Annotated in this window: 18 protein-coding genes; 6 read left to right on the top strand and 12 right to left on the bottom strand. The window is 69.0% G+C overall.

What is annotated here, in order from left to right:
* Positions 1–5: 5 nt before the first annotated feature.
* The 6 genes from N1027_RS14060 to N1027_RS14085 are packed head-to-tail and all read right to left on the bottom strand — an operon-like array spanning position 6 to position 5480.
* The gene (locus N1027_RS14060) at positions 6–1217 is read right to left on the bottom strand and encodes an FAD-dependent oxidoreductase (RefSeq protein WP_259508761.1); all 1212 of its coding nucleotides are present in this window, start codon (positions 1215–1217) and stop codon (positions 6–8) included.
* Positions 1207–1905 (bottom strand): DUF4286 family protein, encoded by a 699-nt coding sequence (locus N1027_RS14065; protein ID WP_259508762.1) that lies wholly within the window; start codon positions 1903–1905, stop codon positions 1207–1209. The genes N1027_RS14060 and N1027_RS14065 overlap by 11 nt, the downstream gene beginning before the upstream one ends.
* The gene (locus tag N1027_RS14070; RefSeq protein WP_259508763.1) at positions 1890–3056 is read right to left on the bottom strand and encodes an amidohydrolase family protein; all 1167 of its coding nucleotides are present in this window, start codon (positions 3054–3056) and stop codon (positions 1890–1892) included. Before N1027_RS14070 ends, N1027_RS14065 begins: the two co-directional genes overlap by 16 nt.
* Positions 3053–3658 carry an amino acid synthesis family protein gene (locus N1027_RS14075; RefSeq protein WP_259508764.1) on the bottom strand — a complete coding sequence of 202 codons (606 nt, stop codon included), beginning with the start codon at positions 3656–3658 and terminating at the stop codon, positions 3053–3055. The genes N1027_RS14070 and N1027_RS14075 overlap by 4 nt, the downstream gene beginning before the upstream one ends.
* On the bottom strand, positions 3655–4518 hold the full coding sequence (locus N1027_RS14080; protein ID WP_259508765.1) for an alpha/beta hydrolase: 864 nt from the start codon (positions 4516–4518) through the stop codon (positions 3655–3657). Before N1027_RS14080 ends, N1027_RS14075 begins: the two co-directional genes overlap by 4 nt.
* Complete coding sequence (locus N1027_RS14085; protein ID WP_259508766.1) at positions 4518–5480, bottom strand: ABC transporter substrate-binding protein; 963 nt, start codon at positions 5478–5480, stop codon at positions 4518–4520. The genes N1027_RS14080 and N1027_RS14085 overlap by 1 nt, the downstream gene beginning before the upstream one ends.
* Before the next feature lie 191 nt (positions 5481–5671).
* On the opposite strand from N1027_RS14085, the gene N1027_RS14090 reads away from it, so the two are divergent.
* Genes N1027_RS14090 through N1027_RS14100 form a run of 3 tightly spaced genes read left to right on the top strand, consistent with a single transcriptional unit; the run spans position 5672 to position 8111 of the window.
* The gene (locus tag N1027_RS14090; protein ID WP_259508767.1) at positions 5672–6466 is read left to right on the top strand and encodes an ABC transporter ATP-binding protein; all 795 of its coding nucleotides are present in this window, start codon (positions 5672–5674) and stop codon (positions 6464–6466) included.
* On the top strand, positions 6463–7320 hold the full coding sequence (locus N1027_RS14095) for an ABC transporter permease (RefSeq protein WP_259508768.1): 858 nt from the start codon (positions 6463–6465) through the stop codon (positions 7318–7320). The genes N1027_RS14090 and N1027_RS14095 overlap by 4 nt, the downstream gene beginning before the upstream one ends.
* The gene (locus N1027_RS14100; protein ID WP_259508769.1) at positions 7317–8111 is read left to right on the top strand and encodes an ABC transporter permease; all 795 of its coding nucleotides are present in this window, start codon (positions 7317–7319) and stop codon (positions 8109–8111) included. Before N1027_RS14095 ends, N1027_RS14100 begins: the two co-directional genes overlap by 4 nt.
* Before the next feature lie 33 nt (positions 8112–8144).
* Here the strand turns inward: N1027_RS14100 and N1027_RS14105 are convergent, their stop codons facing one another.
* Positions 8145–8681: a MarR family transcriptional regulator gene (locus N1027_RS14105; protein ID WP_259508770.1), complete on the bottom strand. Its 537-nt coding sequence runs from the start codon at positions 8679–8681 to the stop codon at positions 8145–8147.
* A gap of 123 nt (positions 8682–8804) precedes the next feature.
* Here N1027_RS14105 and N1027_RS14110 point away from each other — a divergent pair, with 123 nt between their 5' ends.
* On the top strand, positions 8805–9191 hold the full coding sequence (locus N1027_RS14110; protein WP_259508771.1) for an SIP domain-containing protein: 387 nt from the start codon (positions 8805–8807) through the stop codon (positions 9189–9191).
* Positions 9192–9213: 22 nt separating this feature from the next.
* Here N1027_RS14110 and N1027_RS14115 read toward each other — a convergent pair whose 3' ends face one another.
* From N1027_RS14115 to N1027_RS19945, 5 genes are all read right to left on the bottom strand, one after another.
* Positions 9214–9591, bottom strand: a complete 378-nt coding sequence (locus N1027_RS14115; protein WP_259508772.1) for a Fe-S oxidoreductase — start codon at positions 9589–9591, stop codon at positions 9214–9216.
* Positions 9591–11039 (bottom strand): dihydrolipoyl dehydrogenase family protein, encoded by a 1449-nt coding sequence (locus tag N1027_RS14120; RefSeq protein ID WP_259508773.1) that lies wholly within the window; start codon positions 11037–11039, stop codon positions 9591–9593. Before N1027_RS14120 ends, N1027_RS14115 begins: the two co-directional genes overlap by 1 nt.
* Positions 11040–11081: 42 nt before the next feature.
* Complete coding sequence (locus tag N1027_RS14125; protein ID WP_259508774.1) at positions 11082–11909, bottom strand: arginase family protein; 828 nt, start codon at positions 11907–11909, stop codon at positions 11082–11084.
* 13 nt (positions 11910–11922) lie between these two features.
* Positions 11923–12663: a PspA/IM30 family protein gene (locus N1027_RS14130; protein ID WP_259508775.1), complete on the bottom strand. Its 741-nt coding sequence runs from the start codon at positions 12661–12663 to the stop codon at positions 11923–11925.
* Positions 12664–12744: 81 nt separating this feature from the next.
* On the bottom strand, positions 12745–14814 hold the full coding sequence (locus N1027_RS19945) for a TPM domain-containing protein (RefSeq protein ID WP_284439045.1): 2070 nt from the start codon (positions 14812–14814) through the stop codon (positions 12745–12747).
* A 170-nt stretch (positions 14815–14984) separates the two neighbouring features.
* On the opposite strand from N1027_RS19945, the gene N1027_RS14140 reads away from it, so the two are divergent.
* Positions 14985–15719 carry a gamma-glutamyl-gamma-aminobutyrate hydrolase family protein gene (locus N1027_RS14140; RefSeq protein WP_259508776.1) on the top strand — a complete coding sequence of 245 codons (735 nt, stop codon included), beginning with the start codon at positions 14985–14987 and terminating at the stop codon, positions 15717–15719.
* Between the two features lie 179 nt (positions 15720–15898).
* Positions 15899–17197 (top strand): C40 family peptidase, encoded by a 1299-nt coding sequence (locus N1027_RS14145; RefSeq protein ID WP_259508777.1) that lies wholly within the window; start codon positions 15899–15901, stop codon positions 17195–17197.
* Positions 17198–17207: the final 10 nt, after the last annotated feature.

Genomic DNA, 17207 nt, shown 5'->3' on the forward strand with positions numbered 1-17207 from the left:
ATGCCTCACACGAGGGCGCGGGACTTGTCGACGCTCTCCAGCAGCGATGTTCGCAGGAGGAAGGCTCGCGCGCGCTCCGGATCGGCCGCGAGTGCCGCCATCGCCTCCTGGGCCGAAGCGCGCTTGACCGGATCGCTCTCCTCCAGCCGCTTCTTGTTCGCGATGGTCTGCTGCTGCACGAACTCGACGTTCAGGGTCTTGCGGCGCTCGGCGTAGGCGTCCAGCAACCCGGGTGACGCGCCGGCGCTCACGTCGGCCAGCGCTCGCACGAATTCCGTGGCGTCATGGATGCCGCAATTGAGCCCGAGGCCGCCGATCGGGTTGTTGGCATGGGCCGCGTCACCCGCCAAGAAGACGCGCCGGTCGCGGAAGGAGGCGGCGACACGCTGGTGCACGCGGTAGGACTTGCGATGCAGCAGCTGATCGGCCGGGTTGCCGTGGAGCGAGAGACGGGCGAGCCGTTCGCGAACCGCGTCGTCGGAGAGGGCTTCGTCGTCTTCCTGACCCGTGGGCGCCGGGAAGACGGCGCGCCAGCGCCCGCCCGGCTCCTCGCCGGGCACCTTGAAGAGGTTGACCCACTCTTCGGGGTCGGAGAAGTAGTTGCGGTAGCTGCAACCGAATTCCGCTTCGAAGTCGAACGCCGTGGTGAGCACGAGAAATCTCTCCGGCCAGGTGTATCCCTCGAACTCGATCCCGAGTGCTTTGCGAACAGTGCTGCGAGCCCCGTCGGTGCCGATCACGACATCGGCCTGGAGCTCGGTCTCCACGCCGGCCTCCTCGACGAGGAGGGTCACGCCGGCGGCGTCCTGGCGCAGGTCGAGCGCCCGGGTTCCGCGGCGCACGTCGGCATCGCCGAACTCCGCGAGCCGTTCCAGCGCCCGTTCCACGAGCTTGTGCTGCTCGAGTTGCACCACGAACGGGAAGCGCGTGACGTCGGCGAGGAGCTGGTGATCCAAGCGCGCGGTAAGTGCGCGGGTCGGGCGGTCCCAGTGGTCGAAGTACCGGGCGACCAGCCCGAGTCGCACGACCTCGTCGGCCAATCCGACCACGTCGAGCATCTCGAGCGTCGACGGGTGGATGGTCGCAGCCCGCGGATTCTCGTCCACGGCCTGGTCGGCTTCGATCAGGGTGACGCGGAATCCGCGCTGGGCGGCGGCGAGCGCGAGAACGGCTCCGACCGGGCCTGCTCCGACGACCGCGAGATGCTCACGCGACATCCGTCACCCCCGGAATGCTCGACGCCAGGCGAGAGGGAGAGGCATGAGTGCTGATGCGCTCGTACAGCCAGCGTCCGGATCGCCCGAACCAGGGCTGGTCGGCGAGCCGCTCGCGGAGGGGCCCGCTGCGCGCTCGTGCCCGCTCCGGTGACTCCATGACGTCAAGAGTACGGAGTTCGTGCAGGGCGAAGTGCGTCCACGGACCGCCCTCGCCACTCACGACGCGGTAGCGGCGCACGCGCAGCCAGTCGTCGGCTTCGAGCAACATCGGCACGTGTTCGCCGCCGTACCATTCGTCGAATTCGGCCACGTGCTCGTCGGGCACGGCGAAGGCCACGGCGGAGAGGTAGTCGCCCGTCTCGCGGGAGCCGGCATCCTCGATCTGGCGAAGGGTGTACCGGGTGAAGCCGTTCACGATCGACAGCATTTCCTCGGTCACGGCCGACGGGGTGGTCTTCAGCGCTCGGTAACCGTCGGTCGTCAGTGCGTCGAGCGTGTCGAGCTCGTAGATGGCGAGGTAGTCGGGCGACCCTTGCAGCGCGCGGTAGCGGCGTGCTCCAGAGAAGCCCGGAAGAGCCATGCGGGCGGGGATGTGGTCGGTCTCGTACCACTCGTGGAAATCGCTCGACCGGCCGGCGGGCGGTTCCATCTGCGAGAAGAGGATGGCGGGGGTCAGTGGGTCGTGCATGTCACTCCCTTGATCGGAGGCGGCGTGTTGCGGCTTCGGGTGACGCGCACCTCGCCCATGGTGATGACGACGGCCACGGCGGGGATGTCGCCCCGCTCCAGGGCTCCGAACGCGGTGTCGACGCTGCAGCCGACGGGCGCATCGAGCACGACGAGGTCGGCTGGCGCGCCGACTCGCAGGCGACCGGCATCCAACCCGTAGACATCCGCCACGTTGCCGGTCGATGCGGAGACCGTCTGCGCCGCGCTCAGCGGGCCGAGCGAGGCGAGTTCGGCCATGCTGCGGAGCATGCCGAGCGGCAGCACACCGGTGCCGGTGGGCGTGTCGGTGGCGATGAGGATGCGACGGAAGTCGTCGATCTCGAGTGCGCGCTCGGCGACGTCGATCGCCGACCGCAGGTTGCCGGCCTGCACGAGCTGCAGCGCGATGCCACGCCCCTCCTGCACGATGCGCCGATTCTCCTCCACGGTCAACGAGGTCGGTCCGCCATTGACATGGCCGGCGACATCCGGCTCCATCTCGATGAGCAGGTCCGCATCGATCTTCGCCTTGCTGCCGGGAATCGACCCGCCGCCCGAGTGGCACATCACGACGATGCCCTCGGCTCGGGCGTCATGCACCATCGGGATGTACTCCCGCGCGTCGGCGAAGGCACCGAAGCCGCCCTTCGCCAGACGCACGCCCAGCGAGCGCAGCTCCGCGAAGTCGGCGCGGGTCAGACCCGGCTCGAGGATCACGGCGCCGGCGTGCACGGTCATGCCGCCGGGGTGGTAGTCGAGGAAGCTCCGCTGGGCGGCCACGGCCAGCGCCTTGACCCCCGCGACATCGCGCGGGCGACCCGGCACGTGCACTTCGCTCGCCGAGATCGAGGTCGTGGTTCCCCCGTGCACATAACTTTCGAGGAATCCGACCGTCTGCTGCCGGGGGGTGTAGTCGCCGAAGGTCGAATGCACGTGGCTGTCGATCAGACCCGGGATCAGCGTCGCGCCGGCAGCGTCGACGATCGTCGCATGGTCGGCCGGCACCACATCGGCGCTGTCACCGATCCAGGCGATGCGGTCGCCTTCGCAGACGACGGCATCGCCGGCGAGCTCAGCGCCGTCGAGCGACCCGTCGTGCGACCCTCCGATGTTGATGACCGCGAGGCTCACCGCACACCGTCGCCGATGGCCTCGGCCACGGTCAGTCCGCCGGTCCGGGCGTGCGGGCGTCCCCCGGTGGCGACGGCGACCGCGATGACCAGCTCGCCGGGCTTCGGCGCATCCGGGAGCGATAGGGTCACGGCGTCGTAGTGGCTCCGCACGTACAGAGCGTCTTTGTAGGCCAGCGGGATGTCGAGGGCGACACCGGCGGAGCCGACCTTCGTGACCGAGGAGATCCACGCGGCTCCGCCACCGACGGCATCGCGGAAGGCGTCGCCGAACACGGTCGTGATGCAGGCCACGACGTGCTCCTGCTCGCCGGCGATGCCGGCGATGCCACCCTTGCCGTAGCTCTCGACCGGCCGGCCGCCGAGCAGTGCTGCCGCTCGCTCGCCGAGCTCGGTTCCCAATGCGGCGCTCGGTGTGGTCAGGTCGGAGAGGTCCTCCTGCCAGAGGCCGGCGAACGGATTCTCGATCACCACGGCGACGGCGGCCTTGAAAAGTGGCCCGTCGAGCGGAGCGCCGCCCGCGTGACGGATCTCCTCGACCTGGCTGTGCCAGGAACGCACGCGGTAGGCGGTGGTGACGTCGGACGTGGATCGTTCGATCATGCTGTCTTTCCTTCGTTGGGCAGTGCGCCGATCCAGTCGGCGACGGTGGTGACCAGTCGGTCGCGGGAGTGTTCGAACCAGTGCGAGTCGGGTCCGGGTTCCGACGGGAGTTCGGCGGCGGTCACCGAGGGAGAGATGCCGTCTCGCGCGAGGGCGCGCAGCTCGTCGAACTCCCAATGGGCCACCACCGGGTCGTGCTCGTCGCGCAGCAACGCGAGCGGATACGGGATGCGCGGAAGCCACTCCACGGTGCGGGCACCCGCGACCTGCGTGTCCCGGTAGCTCAGGAAGTGGCGCGCCGTGACGGGCACGGCCCGGCCGAAGATCCACGGCATCCTGGTCGGCAGTTCATCGTCGGGATGACCGGCGACGACAGCCTCGCGCGCCTCACGGCGAAGCGTGAGGTAGGTGTCGTCGTCACCGACGAGCAGGTGGCGGGTCTTCCACGGGAGGTTGGAGAACGCTCCTGTCAGCACGACGCCGCGGAGCTCCGGACGCCAGAGGGTGGCAGCGAGGTAGGCGGCCTGTGTGGAGCCCAGGCTGTGGCCGTGCAGCACGATCCGGGTGTGGCCGCGGGCGATGGCCGCCCAGAAGGCCGCCTCGATGTCGCGCACGCTGTCGTAGAACGAATCGGTGTTGACACCGTCGCCGGACTGGCGGGTGCGGATGCGCAGACTCGCGATGCCCCGTTCGGCCAGTCCTTCAGCGACGTGGGCGTGCATCGGGTGTTCCGGCTGTTCACCGCTACCGTGCACCGACAGGAAGAGCGGGGTCTCCGCAGGCGGGCCCGGCTCGATGAGAAGTGCTCGCGCCACGCGACCGTCGACGGTGGTGACGTCGAGCTCGCCGGTGTTCGCCATCAGCCGGCCACCGTGAGGGAGTCCACATCGACGGCGCCGGCGAAGCCGTTGTACTTCGTCATCGCATCCAGCCAGGTGCTGAAGGTGGCCGGCGCGATCGCGGTGCCGTAGCCGCTGATGGGTGATTGCTTGGCGACGTCGACGCTCACCTTCGTGAAGTCGGCGACGGTCTGGTAAGCCTCGTCCTTGTTCGCGCTGATCCAGGAGGCCGCGTCGTCGAGCGCCGCACGGAAGCGCTCCGCGAGTTCGGGGTTCGCCTTTGCCCAGTCGCTGGTCGTGATCCAGAAGCTCTGCCCGACGTAGTCGCCGCCCAGGGCCTTGTCGACCGAACCGAGAATGGGCATGCCCGCCCCCTCGGCTTGCGAGATGAACGGATTCTGCAACTCGGCGGCGTCGATCTGCCCGGCCTTCAGCTGGTCGACCATGTTCGGAGTCGCCACCTGGATGAACTGCACCGTCGACGGGTCGACCCCCTCGGAGTCGAGCCAGGCCTTCGTGAGGAGGTTGATGTTGCCGGTGAGGGTCGGCGTGCCGATCTTCATCCCGGCGAGCTGACTGGCTTCTGTGATGCCGTCGCGACCGGCCACCTCGAAAGACGGCACATCGGATTCGGTGTCGTTACCCGAGATGGCGACGATGCCGACACCCGCGGAGGCGGCGTTGATGATCATCGGGGCGACGCTGAATCCGATGTCGTACTGCTTGCCGAGCAGGGTGGGGATGACGGTGATGTCGGCGAGGGACGTCACTTCGGCGTTCACGTCGTGAGCGTCGAAGTAGCCCTGCTCTTGAGCCACGGCGACCAGGAGTGAGCTCGCCGTGTTGTTCGCGGCGATGCGAACCGTTCCGTCGGAAGCGGACCCTGAGGCGGGAGTGGCGCTGGAGTTCGAGCTGCAACCGGCGAGACCGATCACGGCGGTGATGGCGACGGCGAGAGCCGCGGCCGTTGCTGTACGACGCATGATTACTCCTGAGTGGTCATCCGCTGGGGCGGAGGGGTGGTCGGTGGTTGAAGGTGACTCAAGTAACGTACTTCGGTAATGCACTATTTGAGTTTCAACCATGTTGCAGCCTTGTTACAGCTTACTCAAGTGATTGACCTACATTAGGTAATTAGGCAGCATGGTCACATCGTCAGCGAAAGGTGCCGCCCATGCCTCCCACCACCCCCCTCGTCGCCAGCGCATTCGCGTGCGAGAACGTCTCTGTGACCTATGACACGAGGAACGGACCGCTCCGTGTCTTGGAGAACGTCTCGTTCACCTGCGCACGGGGCGAGTTCGTCACGCTGCTCGGGCCGTCCGGAACGGGCAAGACGACGCTGCTGCGCATTCTCGCCGGGCTGCTGCCGCCGGGAGACGGGTCGTCGGTCTCGCTCGACGGTGAGCCGCTCACCGGTCCTGCCGACGGTGTCGCGCTCGTGTTCCAGAACTACGCGGCTTCGCTCCTCCAGTGGCGCACCGTCGAACGGAATGTCGGGCTCGGGCTCGAGGGTCGTGTCGGCAAGGCCGAGCTCGGCGACCGCGTGCGTGCGGCCCTCGACCTGGTGGGCCTCGACTCGCGCCGGCGGGACTACCCCTGGCAGCTCTCCGGCGGCATGCAGCAACGCGTGCAGATCGCCCGAGCACTCGTGACGCGGCCCGAAGTTCTGCTCATGGATGAGCCCTTCGGTGCTCTCGACGCCATGACCAAGGCGCAGCTGCAGGATCAGCTGCTCGAACTCCGGGCGTCCACCGGGGCAACCGTCGTGTTCGTCACGCATGATCTCGACGAGGCCGCCTACCTCAGTGACCGCGTGATGGTGCTGTCGGGCACCCCCGCATCCATCACGGCCGAATTCGAGGTCGACCTGCCCGCCCAGCGCGATCAGATCAGCACGAAAGAGCTGCCGGGTTACCTCAGCGCACGGCACCGCATTCACGACGCGATCGGGGCGCTGCACGCATGAGCGCCCCTACCGTCACCGCGGCGCGCGGCGACGCCTCTGCACCGGCCACCCGCTCCGTGATCACCCGGGAACGGCCGGCGCGATCCGGTCGAGCACGTCGCCTCCTGCTCGGCGCGCTCCCTCCCGTCGCCCTCGTCGTGCTGTGGCAGATCGCCAAGTCGACGGGTCTGCTCGCCTACGACAGCGTTCCCTCACCGATCGACGTGGCCGCGGCTCTCGGCGAGCTGCTGGTGAGTGCGGTCTTCTGGGATGCCGTCACCCACACCCTCCTCGCCGTGTTCGCCGGCTGGGCGATCGGATCGGCTGTCGGCCTGGTGCTCGGTGTTGCACTGGGCGTCTGGCGAGGCGTCAGAGTGTGGTCCATGACCTCGGTGCAGGTACTGCGGGCCATCCCCGCCATCGCCTTCGTCTCGCTCGCCGTCATCGTCTTCTCGCAGACCCTGCAGATGGAGATCGTGATCGCCGCCTGGGTCGCCGTCTGGCCTGTGGCCATCAGCACCATGCAGGGCATTCTCGGTGTGAGCCCCTTGCACCGCGAGGTCGCGCATTCGCTCCGGCTCAGCACCGCCGCCCGCGTGGTCAAGATCGATCTGCCCTCCGCGGCCCCGAGCGTTTTGGTCGCGCTGCGGCTGTCGCTCGGAGGCGCACTCGCCCTCGCGATCGTGGCCGAGATGATCGGCAACCCCGCGGGCATCGGCTACCAGCTCGTGCAGCAGCAGTTGGGGCTGCGCCCAGACGCGATGTTCGCCTACGTCATCGTGACGGGTTTCATCGGACTCGGGCTCAATGCACTCATCCAGGCCGCCGCACCGTTCGTTCCCGGCGCCATCCGCAGATCAGGAGCAGACGCATGAGCCTCACCGTCAAGTCCGCACGCTCCCGCGGCGGCGGCCGCCGTGGCGGCATCCTCGTGCTGGGACTCGCGCCCCTTGCCGTGCTGCTCGCGCTCTGGCAGGTCTTCGGCACCATCGCCCCCAGCCCCTTCTTCCCTCCGCCCTCCGCATGGATCGGGGCGCTCACCCCACTGCTCGCGGGCAATGCCCTGCTGCTCGGCATCCTCTCGACGCTCGGCACTTACGCGGAGTCGCTGGCCATCGCCTTCGTGCTCGGAACCGCCATCGGCATCGCCATCGGACGCAGTCGTCTGGCCGACCGGGCCTTCGGACCGCTGCTCGACTACCTGCGCTACCTGCCGGCGGTGGCGGTCGTGCCGGTCATCGTGCTGTTCGCCGGATACACGCAGGAGATGAAGGTCTACGTCGTCGTGTTCGGAGCGATCTGGCCGATCCTGCTGCAAGCACGCATGGCCGCGGCTTCGATCGACCCGATCCTGAACGACGTGCGCCGGTCTTTGCGCCTGTCGCGGCGGGCGGCCTTCGTCAAGATCACGCTGCCCTCCGTCATGCCGAGCGCCCTGCTCGGGCTACGCCTCGCCTCACCGCTGACGCTCATCCTGGTTCTGGTCGTCGAGATCAGCACCCAGGTGTCGGGCCTCGGCCGGATGCTCGGCGTGGCCCAGCAGAACTATGCGACCGCTCAGGTGTTCGGTCTGATCGTCGTGATCGGGGTGATCGCCCTGGTGGTGGACGCGGTCATCGCCGCGATCGAGCGCTGGACGCTGCGCTACCGGCCAGCGGCCGACTGATCCGCGACCGGGACGCGCCGAGAGGCGCTGAGTTCAGGAGTGCGTGACGACGTCGATCCCGGTGAAGAGGGGGGTGATCCGAGGGTCGGCGTCGAGCCCGACGTAGGAGGCGAAGGTGGCCAGCGCCCCGATGCGTCCCGCGTCGTCCAGGCTGTCGGACAGACGCCGGATCTCCTCGTGCACGTGCTGGTCGATCTCCCGCAGCTTCTCGACTCCCAGGGGCGTCGTGCTGACCACGACGACGCGCTTGTCGTCGCTGATTCGGGAACGCTGCACCAGCCCGTCCTCCTCGAGTCCACGCACGGTGCGCGACACCAAGGCCGGCGGCACCGACAGGCGCTCGGCGAGTCCGGAGACCGAGATCGGCTCTGCGGCGCCGAAGGTCTGCAGCAGCGCTTGATGGCTGAGTGGCTGCAATCCGCCGCGCACGGCGCAGTCGTCGAGGATCTTCAGCACCTGCCGCAGCACGAAGCGGCCGTGGGCGATCGCGGCCACGTGTCCGGGGAAGTCGCGATGGCTCGCCTCGTCTGCCCCGACGGCCCACACCTCGCGCACGCTCTCTGCAGTCATGGGACAACTATATGTGCCAGGTACTTGACACAGGACGAGCATTGGACGGGTGTCGCCAGAGGACCGTGTCTTCAGAAAAGAGTCAGGCAATCCTTACTTAGGCATGCCTATACTTAGTGCAACATGTACATCATCGCCTCCGACGCCACCATCGTCTCCCGTGCAGCCGGCCGTGTGCTCATCGCCGGTACCGAAGCGAGCCTGGACGAGATCCGCGCCATCGTCGCGACGCTCACCGAGAAGGCTCGCGGTCAGGTGTTCATCGAGGTGCCTTCGGCAGAGCACGTCGATCCGATCGCCACGCCCGAGTGCGTGACCGTCACCTGGCTGCCCCGCGACGCGCGTTCGGGCGACATGGGCTCCGGCCTCGCGTGCGCCCCCGGACAGGCCGTCGGCCGCGCCGTGCGGGCCTGGGTGGGCGAGATGTCGACCGGCGACGCCGAGATCGACGGCGATGCCGTGTGCGTCTGGGTCGGCCGCGACGTGCCGAACGACTTCGCCACCGTCTGATCCGATCTCGGAACGACCCGCTTCAGCGCTTTCGCGGCAGGTAGTTGCCGTCTTCGAGCCCGGCTTCGATCTCGAAATGGTTGCTCAGCGGATCGCGACCCGCCAGCCAGTAGAGCAACGGGAACACCAACCCGTACTCCTTCCACTGCCGTCGATGAACGGCCTCGTGCCGAAGAACGGCCGGCGCATCGTTCGTGTCGGTGAGGTAGACCCCGCCCACACACGTTCCGCCGCGCCGGAACGCCCAGCGTGGCATCCCGACACAGACGAACAGGCCGTCGACCCGCCGGATGCGCCCGGTGCTGAACAGCACACCGAGCGCCAACCCGACAACGGTGGCGTAGAGGTAGCCGGCACGGGCGACAGGGGGAGCGTAGAGGATGCGACGGAGCCGCTCCATCAAGCGCTGTCGTCCCGTCCGTAGGTCTCGAGCAGGCGCAACCACACCTCACTGATGGTGGGGTAGGCGGGAACGGCGTGCCACAGCCGGTCGAGCGGCACCTCACCCACGATGGCCACGGTGGCGCTGGTCAGCAACTCCTGCACGTCGGGCCCCACGAAGGTGACCCCGAGCACGACTTTGCGGTCTTCGTCGACGACCATCCGCGCGTGCCCCGTGTACCCGTCGCTGTGCACGCTGGCGCCGGCGACGTAGCCGATCTCGTAATCCACCACCTTGGTGCGGTAGCCCGCCTTCTCGGCTGCGAACGAGGTGAGCCCGACGGATGCGACGGGCGGGTCGGTGAAGGTCACCTGCGGCACCGACTGGTGGTCGGCCGTCGCCACGTGCCGCCCCCAGGGGGCGTCGTGCACGGGCCGTCCGGTGGCGCGCGCGGCGATGACGTCGCCGCAGGCGCGCGCCTGGTACTTGCCCTGGTGGGTCAGCAACACGCGATGATTGACGTCGCCTGTCGCGTAGAGCCACTCGCCCTCGAGGGGTTTGCCGTCGTCGCCGAGCACGAGGAGGGTGTCGTCGGTCTCCAGCCACTGGTGCGGGGTGAGCCCGATGTTCTCGAGGCCGAGATCGCCGGTGCGTGGCAGGCGACCCGCGGCCACGAGCAACTCGTCGGATTCGATCACGGTGCCATCGGCGAGAGTCGAACGCACGACGCCGTCGGCGCCGCGCTCGACGGCGGTCGCGGACTCGCCGATCCGCACGTCGACACCCATCTCGCGCAACGAGCGGGTGACGGCCTCGCCCGCGAAGTCCTCCTCCTTCTCGAGGAGCTTGCTGCGCGCGAGCACGGTGACGGTCGTGCCGAAGGACGCGTAGGCGGTCGCCATCTCGGCCGCCACCACGCCGCCGCCGACGATGACGAGACGCTTGGGCACCGAATGGGCGCTGGTGGCCTCGCGGCTGGTCCAGGGGTCGGCGTCGGCGAGACCCGGGATGTCGGGCAGCAGAGAGGTCGACCCGGTGGAGACCGTGATGGCCTTGCGGGCGCGGAGTTGCGTCACCTCGCCATCCGGCCCCACCACCTCCAGCTCTTTGACACCGGTGAAGGTGGCGTGGCCGCGGAGGAGTTCGATGCCCGCTCCCTTGACCCAGGCGACCTGGCCGTCGTCGTTCCAGTTGCTGGTGAAGTAGTCGCGGCGCTTCAGCACGGCCTCGACGTCGAGATCGCCCGTCACGGCCTGCTTCGCGCCATCGACGTGCTGCGCGGCGCGTTTCGCCTCGCCGGGGCGCAACAGCGCCTTCGAGGGCATGCAGGCCCAGTAGGAGCACTCGCCGCCGACGAGTTCGGCTTCGACGAGCAGCGCGGTCAAGCCGCCCTGCACGGCGCGATCGGCGACGTTCTCGCCGATCGCCCCGGCTCCGATGACGATGAGGTCGTATTCCGTGGTCATGGTGTCACTCCTCCGTGTGCCGACACGTTTTCAGGCGCAGAATCATCGTACGAGCGCGGAGACGATGCGGAGGATGGTCGGCAGATCCTCCACAGCAGCCTCGGGCGCCGAGGGGGCGAACTCGGTGATGCCCGCGCCCACGAGAGTGAACTCCTCGCGGATGGCGCGGATCGCCGCGGTCAATTGGGCGGTGGTCACCCCGAAGGGCTCGGGGAAGGCGACCCCGTCGATCTCGCTCGGGTCGAGCACGTCGAGGTCGACGTGCAGGTACACCTCGGTGGCGCCGGTGTCGCGGAGAGCCGCGATGACGGCATCCGCGGTGTCGAATCGGTCGGGGGAGAGCAGCGCGATGCCGGCCTCCTCGGCGTAGTCGGCCTCGGCGTCGTCGAGAGCGCGGGTGCCCGCCAGCACCACCAGTCCGGGGTCGAGGATCGGCTCCGCCGTCAGTTGCTCCGGTCCGCCGCCGAGCAGCGTGCGCAGCACCATGCCGTGGAAGGCTCCGGATGGCGAGGATTCGGGTGTGTTCAGATCGGCGTGCGCGTCGAACCAGACGACGGCGACCGGACCGGTGGAACGCGTGACGGCGTGCCGGATGGCGGCGAACTCCACCCCGCAGTCCCCACCGATCACGACCGGCACCTCCGCCACCTCGCCGAGCACGGCCGCCGCCGCATCGGCCACCCTGCTCAGCGACGAGAACCGGTGCACCCCCGTCTCCAGGGATTCACCGGCTCCCGCCGGCACCTCGACCACGCGGGTGGTCGTCGAGGGCAGATCGCCGCGGATGGCCTCGGCGCCGTCGATCAGCCGCATCGCCCGGCTCGAACCAGAGCCTTGCCATTGGGGAACGACGACGAAGGTCGCGGACATGAGTGGTGCCTGCCTATTCGCCGCTCGTGACGGCCTTGGCCGAGCTCGTTTTCAGGGCTGCGAGCCGGGCCTCGACCTCGGTCAGCTCGCCGATGTCGTCGAGGCTCTCGAACTGCGCGTCGAGGCTGGATGCGTTGAGCTCCTCCTGGCCCCGCACGCGGGCCTCTTCGCGACGGATCTTGTCCTCGAAACGACCGAGGTCGCTCGTGGGGTCGAGCACGTCGATGTTCTTCAGCGCATCCTGAACCTGGCCCTGAGCCTCGGCCGTCTTGGCGCGGGCGACCAGGTTGTCGCGCTTGGTCTTCAGCTGGTTGAGCTTGTCCTTCATCGAGGCCAAGCCCGACTTCAGCTTGTCGACCGACTCGGTCTGCGACGCGATCGACGGCTCGGCGCTCTTCGCCTCGTTCTCGGACTGCAGCTGACGGGTCAGCGCCACCTTCGCCAGGGCGTCGAACTTGTCGGCGTCCACGATGTTGCCGGTCGCACGGTATTCGTCGGCCTTCGTGCTGGCGGCGAGCGCCTTACGGCCCCAGTCCTCAGCCGCGGCGACGTCGTCGCGGTGATCCTCTTCGAGCAGACGCAGATTGCCGATGGTCTGCGCGATCGCGCTCTCCGCGTCGGCGATGTTCTCGGTGTAGTCGCGCACGAGCTGGTCGAGCATGAGCTGCGGGTCTTCGGCCTGGTCGATCAGGGAATTGATGTTCGCCTTCGCGAGCTGGGCGATGCGACCGAAGATGGATTGCTTACTGGACATCGTGATCTCCTTCTGTGCTGACTTGTCGAGGTACTGACGCGGATGCTGGTGGGAACGAGGGATCGGCGAGTGCTGGGCGGGTCAGAATCGACCTCCGCCCCCGCGCCGGCCGCCGGAGCTGCCGCCGCTTGACCGCCCGCCGGAGAAACCGCCTCCGCCTCCACGGCTGCCGCCACCCCAACCGCCGCGGGAGCTTCCGCCTCCGCCCCAACCGCCGAAGCCTCCGCTGGAGCGGCCGCCTCCGCCGCCGAGGAGGCTGCCGATGATGCCGCCGAGCAGTGCGCCGCTGAAGTCTCCTCCGCCTCCGCCGCCGGTCGGCATGCCCTGGTTGCCGGAGGTCTGCGCCCAACTGACGTCCTGCTGCGCCGACGCGGTCGCCCGCGATGCGAGGCTGGCCGCCGTTGACGCCTCCCGGAGCGAGGACTCCGGATCGGTGGTGGCCAGCGCGAGCGACTGGTCGAGGTGACGCTGGGCCTCGGAGAGCCGCGTGCGCGCATCCGGCCCCACCGCACCGCGTCGCGTCTGCAGGTAATTCACTGCTGCGGCGACCTCGCTCTGCGCCGTGGCGATGGCTCGGTCGCGCTGTGCGATCAGTCGCGAGACCCGCTCCTGCTCGGTGCGGGCGGTGGCGAGCGCCTGGTCGAGCGGGGTGTTGGAGGCCTCGAGGGCCATCCGTGCGTTCAAGGGGTCGCGCGCGCCGGTGGTCTGGGCTCGGTGCACGGCAACTCCGAGTGCCGTGGCGAGACCCGGCAGGTTCGGGTCGGGGGAGGTACCGGAGGCTTGGATGCGGGCCGCCTCGGTGATGTCCTGCTGTGCGTCGGCGATCGCGGCGGCGAGGCCGGCGCCGGCCTTCTGCAGATCGGTTTCGAGAGTGGCGATCGACGTCACCAGGGTGCTCGCCTGCGCGACCGCCTGCCGCGCCGCGCTGATGCTCAGGGCAGCCTGGGCGGAGTCGCCCGCGGTGATGGCGGTGGCGGCTGACGCGAGCTGGGCGTCAGCGAAACTGCGCAGCTGGTCGGCCTGCTCGATGCTGCCACCGGCCGTGATGAGCGCCGGCGGGTCGTACTGCTCGGTGAGGCGGGCGAGCCGCTCGCGCGCCTGGGTTCCACTGCCGGAAAGAGCCGCGAGTTCGGTGTTCGCGGTCGCCAGCGCCGTCGCGGGGTCGCGCTCGAGGTCGCGCAACGCCGTGAAGGCGTCGGCCTGGGCGTCGAGAGCGTCGGCAGCCTCGTCGCAGATGGCGATGATCTGCTGCGACCAGGCGCGGCGCTCCTCGTCGGTGTCGGGTTCGGCGTCATCGAGCCTCTGCTTGAGGGCGAACGCCTCGGACAACTTGCCCTTCACCGTGGCAAGCACGTCGGAGAAGTTCTTGGTGGCTTCGGCGCCGAACTGCGCGACGGCGAAACCCAGTTCCTCTTCACTCGTCGTCACGGCGTCGTCGAGATCGACGAGCACGGCACCGACCTCTCGATCGAGTTCTTTCTGCGTCGGGCCCGCGGCCGCGGCCTTCGCGGTGACGCCGGCGTCGATCTTCTTGCGGCGTCGCAACACGACCACGACGATGATCGCGGCCACCACGACGATGATCAGGATGGCGACCACCCAGACGAGACCGCCGCCGAAGCCGCCCTCCCCGCTGCCACCGCCTCCGCCGAGCTCCCGGCCGATGCCCTGAGCGGCGCCGATGCCGGCTCCCGCCCAGTCGTCGTCGCGCAGCGCGGGCACGATGTCGTCGGTCTCGATGGCGGCGAGCTGATCGTCGCTCAGGGGGAACCCTTGATCGACCGAGAGCTGGTACACCCGGTCTTCGGTTGCCACGGCGAGCAGCACGTCGTTGGTGCCGAACTGGTTCTTCTCCGCGACGTCGTTCGCCCACTGCTGGCGGTCGGAGGGGTTGGTGAAGCTGTCGGTGTAGACCACGAAGAGGTTCACGCCGTGCTCGGTCGACAGGGTGTCGAGCGCATCCTGGAGCGCCGCCTGATCAGAACCGAGCACTCCTGATTCGTCGAGGATGTAGGCGCCGTTCAGATCGACTGGGTCACCCGCGAAGGCGGGCAGTGCCGGGGCCAGCACGGAGAGCCCGATCGCGGCGACGACGACGGCGAACAGTGAGCGGAGCGTCGCCGCTCGGCGATTCCGGTGCGGGGGTCTCATTGACCCAGATTCTAGGAGAGCGGGGAGGGGGCCGTCTATGCGAACTGGATGTTCTCCCGACGATTCCCGGGAGCTGCGCAGGCGAGCGGGAATCGGATGCCCGCTGCGGCATGTGTCGCTTCGTTACGCATCCGGATGCACTGCCCACTCGGCATGGGCAGGATGAAGGGGTGAATTCCGCAGCCCGCCTCAGCGTCGTCGTCGTGACGCGCGAGCGCCTGCACGCTCCGGACTATCACGCCTATTCGAGCATCCTGATCGAGCGGGCCGTCGCCGCAGCGGTGCAGTCCGGCTGGCAGGTCGACGTGGTCGCGGCACAAGACGAGGGGCGCGACGAGACGCTCCGCCGCACCGACGACTCCGCCGCCCTCCTCATTCTCGGAGGAGAGGATGTCGCGCCCGAGTTCTACGGCGCCGCCCGCGGCTACCGCGGCGAGGGCGCACACGCCGAGCGCGCCGACGAGGCCCAGATCGCCCTCGTGCAACGCGCCGTGCAGCGGGGCACGCCGCTGCTCGGGGTCTGCCGCGGACACCAGATCATCGACGTCGCCCTCGGCGGAACCCTCATCCAAGACCTGGGTGAGGGGTCGTCGCACCGCCACGACGACGTGCCCATCGAGCGGGTCATGTCGACCCACGAGGTGCACATCGCTGCGGGCAGCCGACTGCTGGACGGCCTGGGTCCGGTTGCTCAGACGCGCAGTGCGCATCACCAAGCCGTCGACCGTTTGGGTGCGGGGCTCGCTGTCGTGGCCCGCGCATCCGACGGACTGATCGAGGCGATCGAGCACACGAGTGCGCCGGTGCTCGGTGTGCAGTGGCACCCCGAAGACCCGGGCGCCCCACGCGGCCAGCTCGCCGCCCTCCTCGGCACGCTCGCCGTGCCCGCCTCGCTCGCGGCCTGACCACCGCCTGACCGCCGCCTGGCACGTCGCCAGGCGCGTCGGCGACGCGGACTATAACGCCGCCGCCACGCATCCGGCTGTTAGAAACGCCGGTGAGTTGCTATTGTGATCAGCGTTGTTGCTGTTGCGTGTGTGACTGATGTGAATTGGCGCCGCGTCACCGATCGTTCGGGGGAGTCATGCGGGTCACCGCGTCAAGCACGTTCCGCGGTAAGCGCGGGTTGGGCGCTGCTGCGCTGGTGTCGGCGATGGCGCTGGCCGCCACGCTGCTCGTCACCTCGCCCGCTGCCGCCGACGACTACCCCTCCTGGGACGACGTGGTCGCCGCGCAGGCGAACGAAGGCGCCAAGCAGAGCCAGATCGCCGAGATCCAGGGGCTGATTTCCGGTCTCCAGGCACAGGTCGACTCGGCCCAGGCGGTGGCGCAGAAGGCGTGGGAGGCCGATCAGGTGGCGCAGAAGGCCCTCGCCGACGGCACGGCGAAGGCGGCATCGCTTCAGTCGCAGGCCGACGCCGCGAAGATCGGGTCCGAGGAGTCGAGCAAGCGCGCCGCCGGTCTCGCGGCTCAGTTCGCCCGCAGCGCCGGCAACGACCTCACCTCGCACCTCATGGTCTCCGGGGGAGACACCGAAGACCTGCTCTACCAGCTCGGCACGATGTCGAAGCTCAGCGAGACCAGCCAGGGCGTTTTCGACAAGGCGAAGCAGGATGCGAACACCGCGTCGTCGCTCAGCCGCCAAGCGGCCCTCGCCCAGTCGGAGCTCGAAGGTCTCGCATCGGCCGCGGATGCCTCGTTGCAGGCCGCGCGCGACGCCCAGAAGGTGGTGCAAGGCGCTCTGCTCGACCAGGAGGAGCACCAGGCCGAGCTCACCGTGCAGCTGGCCGCCCTGCAGCAGAACACGGCCCAGACGGTGGCCGACTTCAACACCGGGCAGGCCGTCGCAGCAGAGAAGCAGCGGCTGCAGGACGAGCAGGATGCCCGCGCACGCGCCGAGGCGGCTGCGGCCGCGGCTGCTGATGACGGCGACAGCGGCTCGGGCGGCGGTGGCGGTGGTGGTGGCTCCGACAGCGGCAACTCCGGCGGTGGTGGCAGTGGTGGCGGTGGAGACATCAACATCACGCCGCCCGCGCAGTCCTACAGCGGCGATGCCGTGGTGGCCTTCGCCGAGCAGTTCGTGGGCGTGGTGCCCTACGGCTACGGCGCCGACCCCAGCGACAGCTTCGGGTGCGACGGCCTGACGCAGTACGTCTACGGTCAGTTCGGCATCCGGCTTCCCCGCTTGGTCAGTCGTCAGGCCGCCATGGGCGTGCAGGTCTCCCCGCAGGACGCCCTGCCGGGCGACCTGGTGGTGTGGCCCGGGGCGCACATCGGCATCTACGACGGTCACGGCGGCGTCATCCACTCGCCCGACTGGGGTCGCTACGTCACCCACAACCCGGGCCTCTGGGGCAGCTACTACTTCGTGCGCTTGCTCTGATCCCTACCGC

Source organism: Herbiconiux aconitum (assembly GCF_024979235.1).
Lineage (GTDB): Bacteria > Actinomycetota > Actinomycetes > Actinomycetales > Microbacteriaceae > Herbiconiux > Herbiconiux aconitum.

What these genes read in the sequence shown, in the direction of transcription:
- N1027_RS14060 (WP_259508761.1), bottom strand. Translation starts at nt 1,217, where the DNA reads ATGTCGCGTGAGCATCTCGCGGTCGTCGGAGCAGGCCCGGTCGGAGCC.
- N1027_RS14065 (WP_259508762.1), bottom strand. Translation starts at nt 1,905, where the DNA reads ATGCACGACCCACTGACCCCCGCCATCCTCTTCTCGCAGATGGAACCG.
- N1027_RS14075 (WP_259508764.1), bottom strand. Translation starts at nt 3,658, where the DNA reads ATGATCGAACGATCCACGTCCGACGTCACCACCGCCTACCGCGTGCGT.
- N1027_RS14080 (WP_259508765.1), bottom strand. Translation starts at nt 4,518, where the DNA reads ATGGCGAACACCGGCGAGCTCGACGTCACCACCGTCGACGGTCGCGTG.
- N1027_RS14085 (WP_259508766.1), bottom strand. Translation starts at nt 5,480, where the DNA reads ATGCGTCGTACAGCAACGGCCGCGGCTCTCGCCGTCGCCATCACCGCC.
- N1027_RS14090 (WP_259508767.1), top strand. Translation starts at nt 5,672, where the DNA reads ATGCCTCCCACCACCCCCCTCGTCGCCAGCGCATTCGCGTGCGAGAAC.
- N1027_RS14095 (WP_259508768.1), top strand. Translation starts at nt 6,463, where the DNA reads ATGAGCGCCCCTACCGTCACCGCGGCGCGCGGCGACGCCTCTGCACCG.
- N1027_RS14100 (WP_259508769.1), top strand. Translation starts at nt 7,317, where the DNA reads ATGAGCCTCACCGTCAAGTCCGCACGCTCCCGCGGCGGCGGCCGCCGT.
- N1027_RS14105 (WP_259508770.1), bottom strand. Translation starts at nt 8,681, where the DNA reads ATGACTGCAGAGAGCGTGCGCGAGGTGTGGGCCGTCGGGGCAGACGAG.
- N1027_RS14110 (WP_259508771.1), top strand. Translation starts at nt 8,805, where the DNA reads ATGTACATCATCGCCTCCGACGCCACCATCGTCTCCCGTGCAGCCGGC.
- N1027_RS14115 (WP_259508772.1), bottom strand. Translation starts at nt 9,591, where the DNA reads ATGGAGCGGCTCCGTCGCATCCTCTACGCTCCCCCTGTCGCCCGTGCC.
- N1027_RS14120 (WP_259508773.1), bottom strand. Translation starts at nt 11,039, where the DNA reads ATGACCACGGAATACGACCTCATCGTCATCGGAGCCGGGGCGATCGGC.
- N1027_RS14125 (WP_259508774.1), bottom strand. Translation starts at nt 11,909, where the DNA reads ATGTCCGCGACCTTCGTCGTCGTTCCCCAATGGCAAGGCTCTGGTTCG.
- N1027_RS14130 (WP_259508775.1), bottom strand. Translation starts at nt 12,663, where the DNA reads ATGTCCAGTAAGCAATCCATCTTCGGTCGCATCGCCCAGCTCGCGAAG.
- N1027_RS19945 (WP_284439045.1), bottom strand. Translation starts at nt 14,814, where the DNA reads ATGAGACCCCCGCACCGGAATCGCCGAGCGGCGACGCTCCGCTCACTG.
- N1027_RS14145 (WP_259508777.1), top strand. Translation starts at nt 15,899, where the DNA reads ATGCGGGTCACCGCGTCAAGCACGTTCCGCGGTAAGCGCGGGTTGGGC.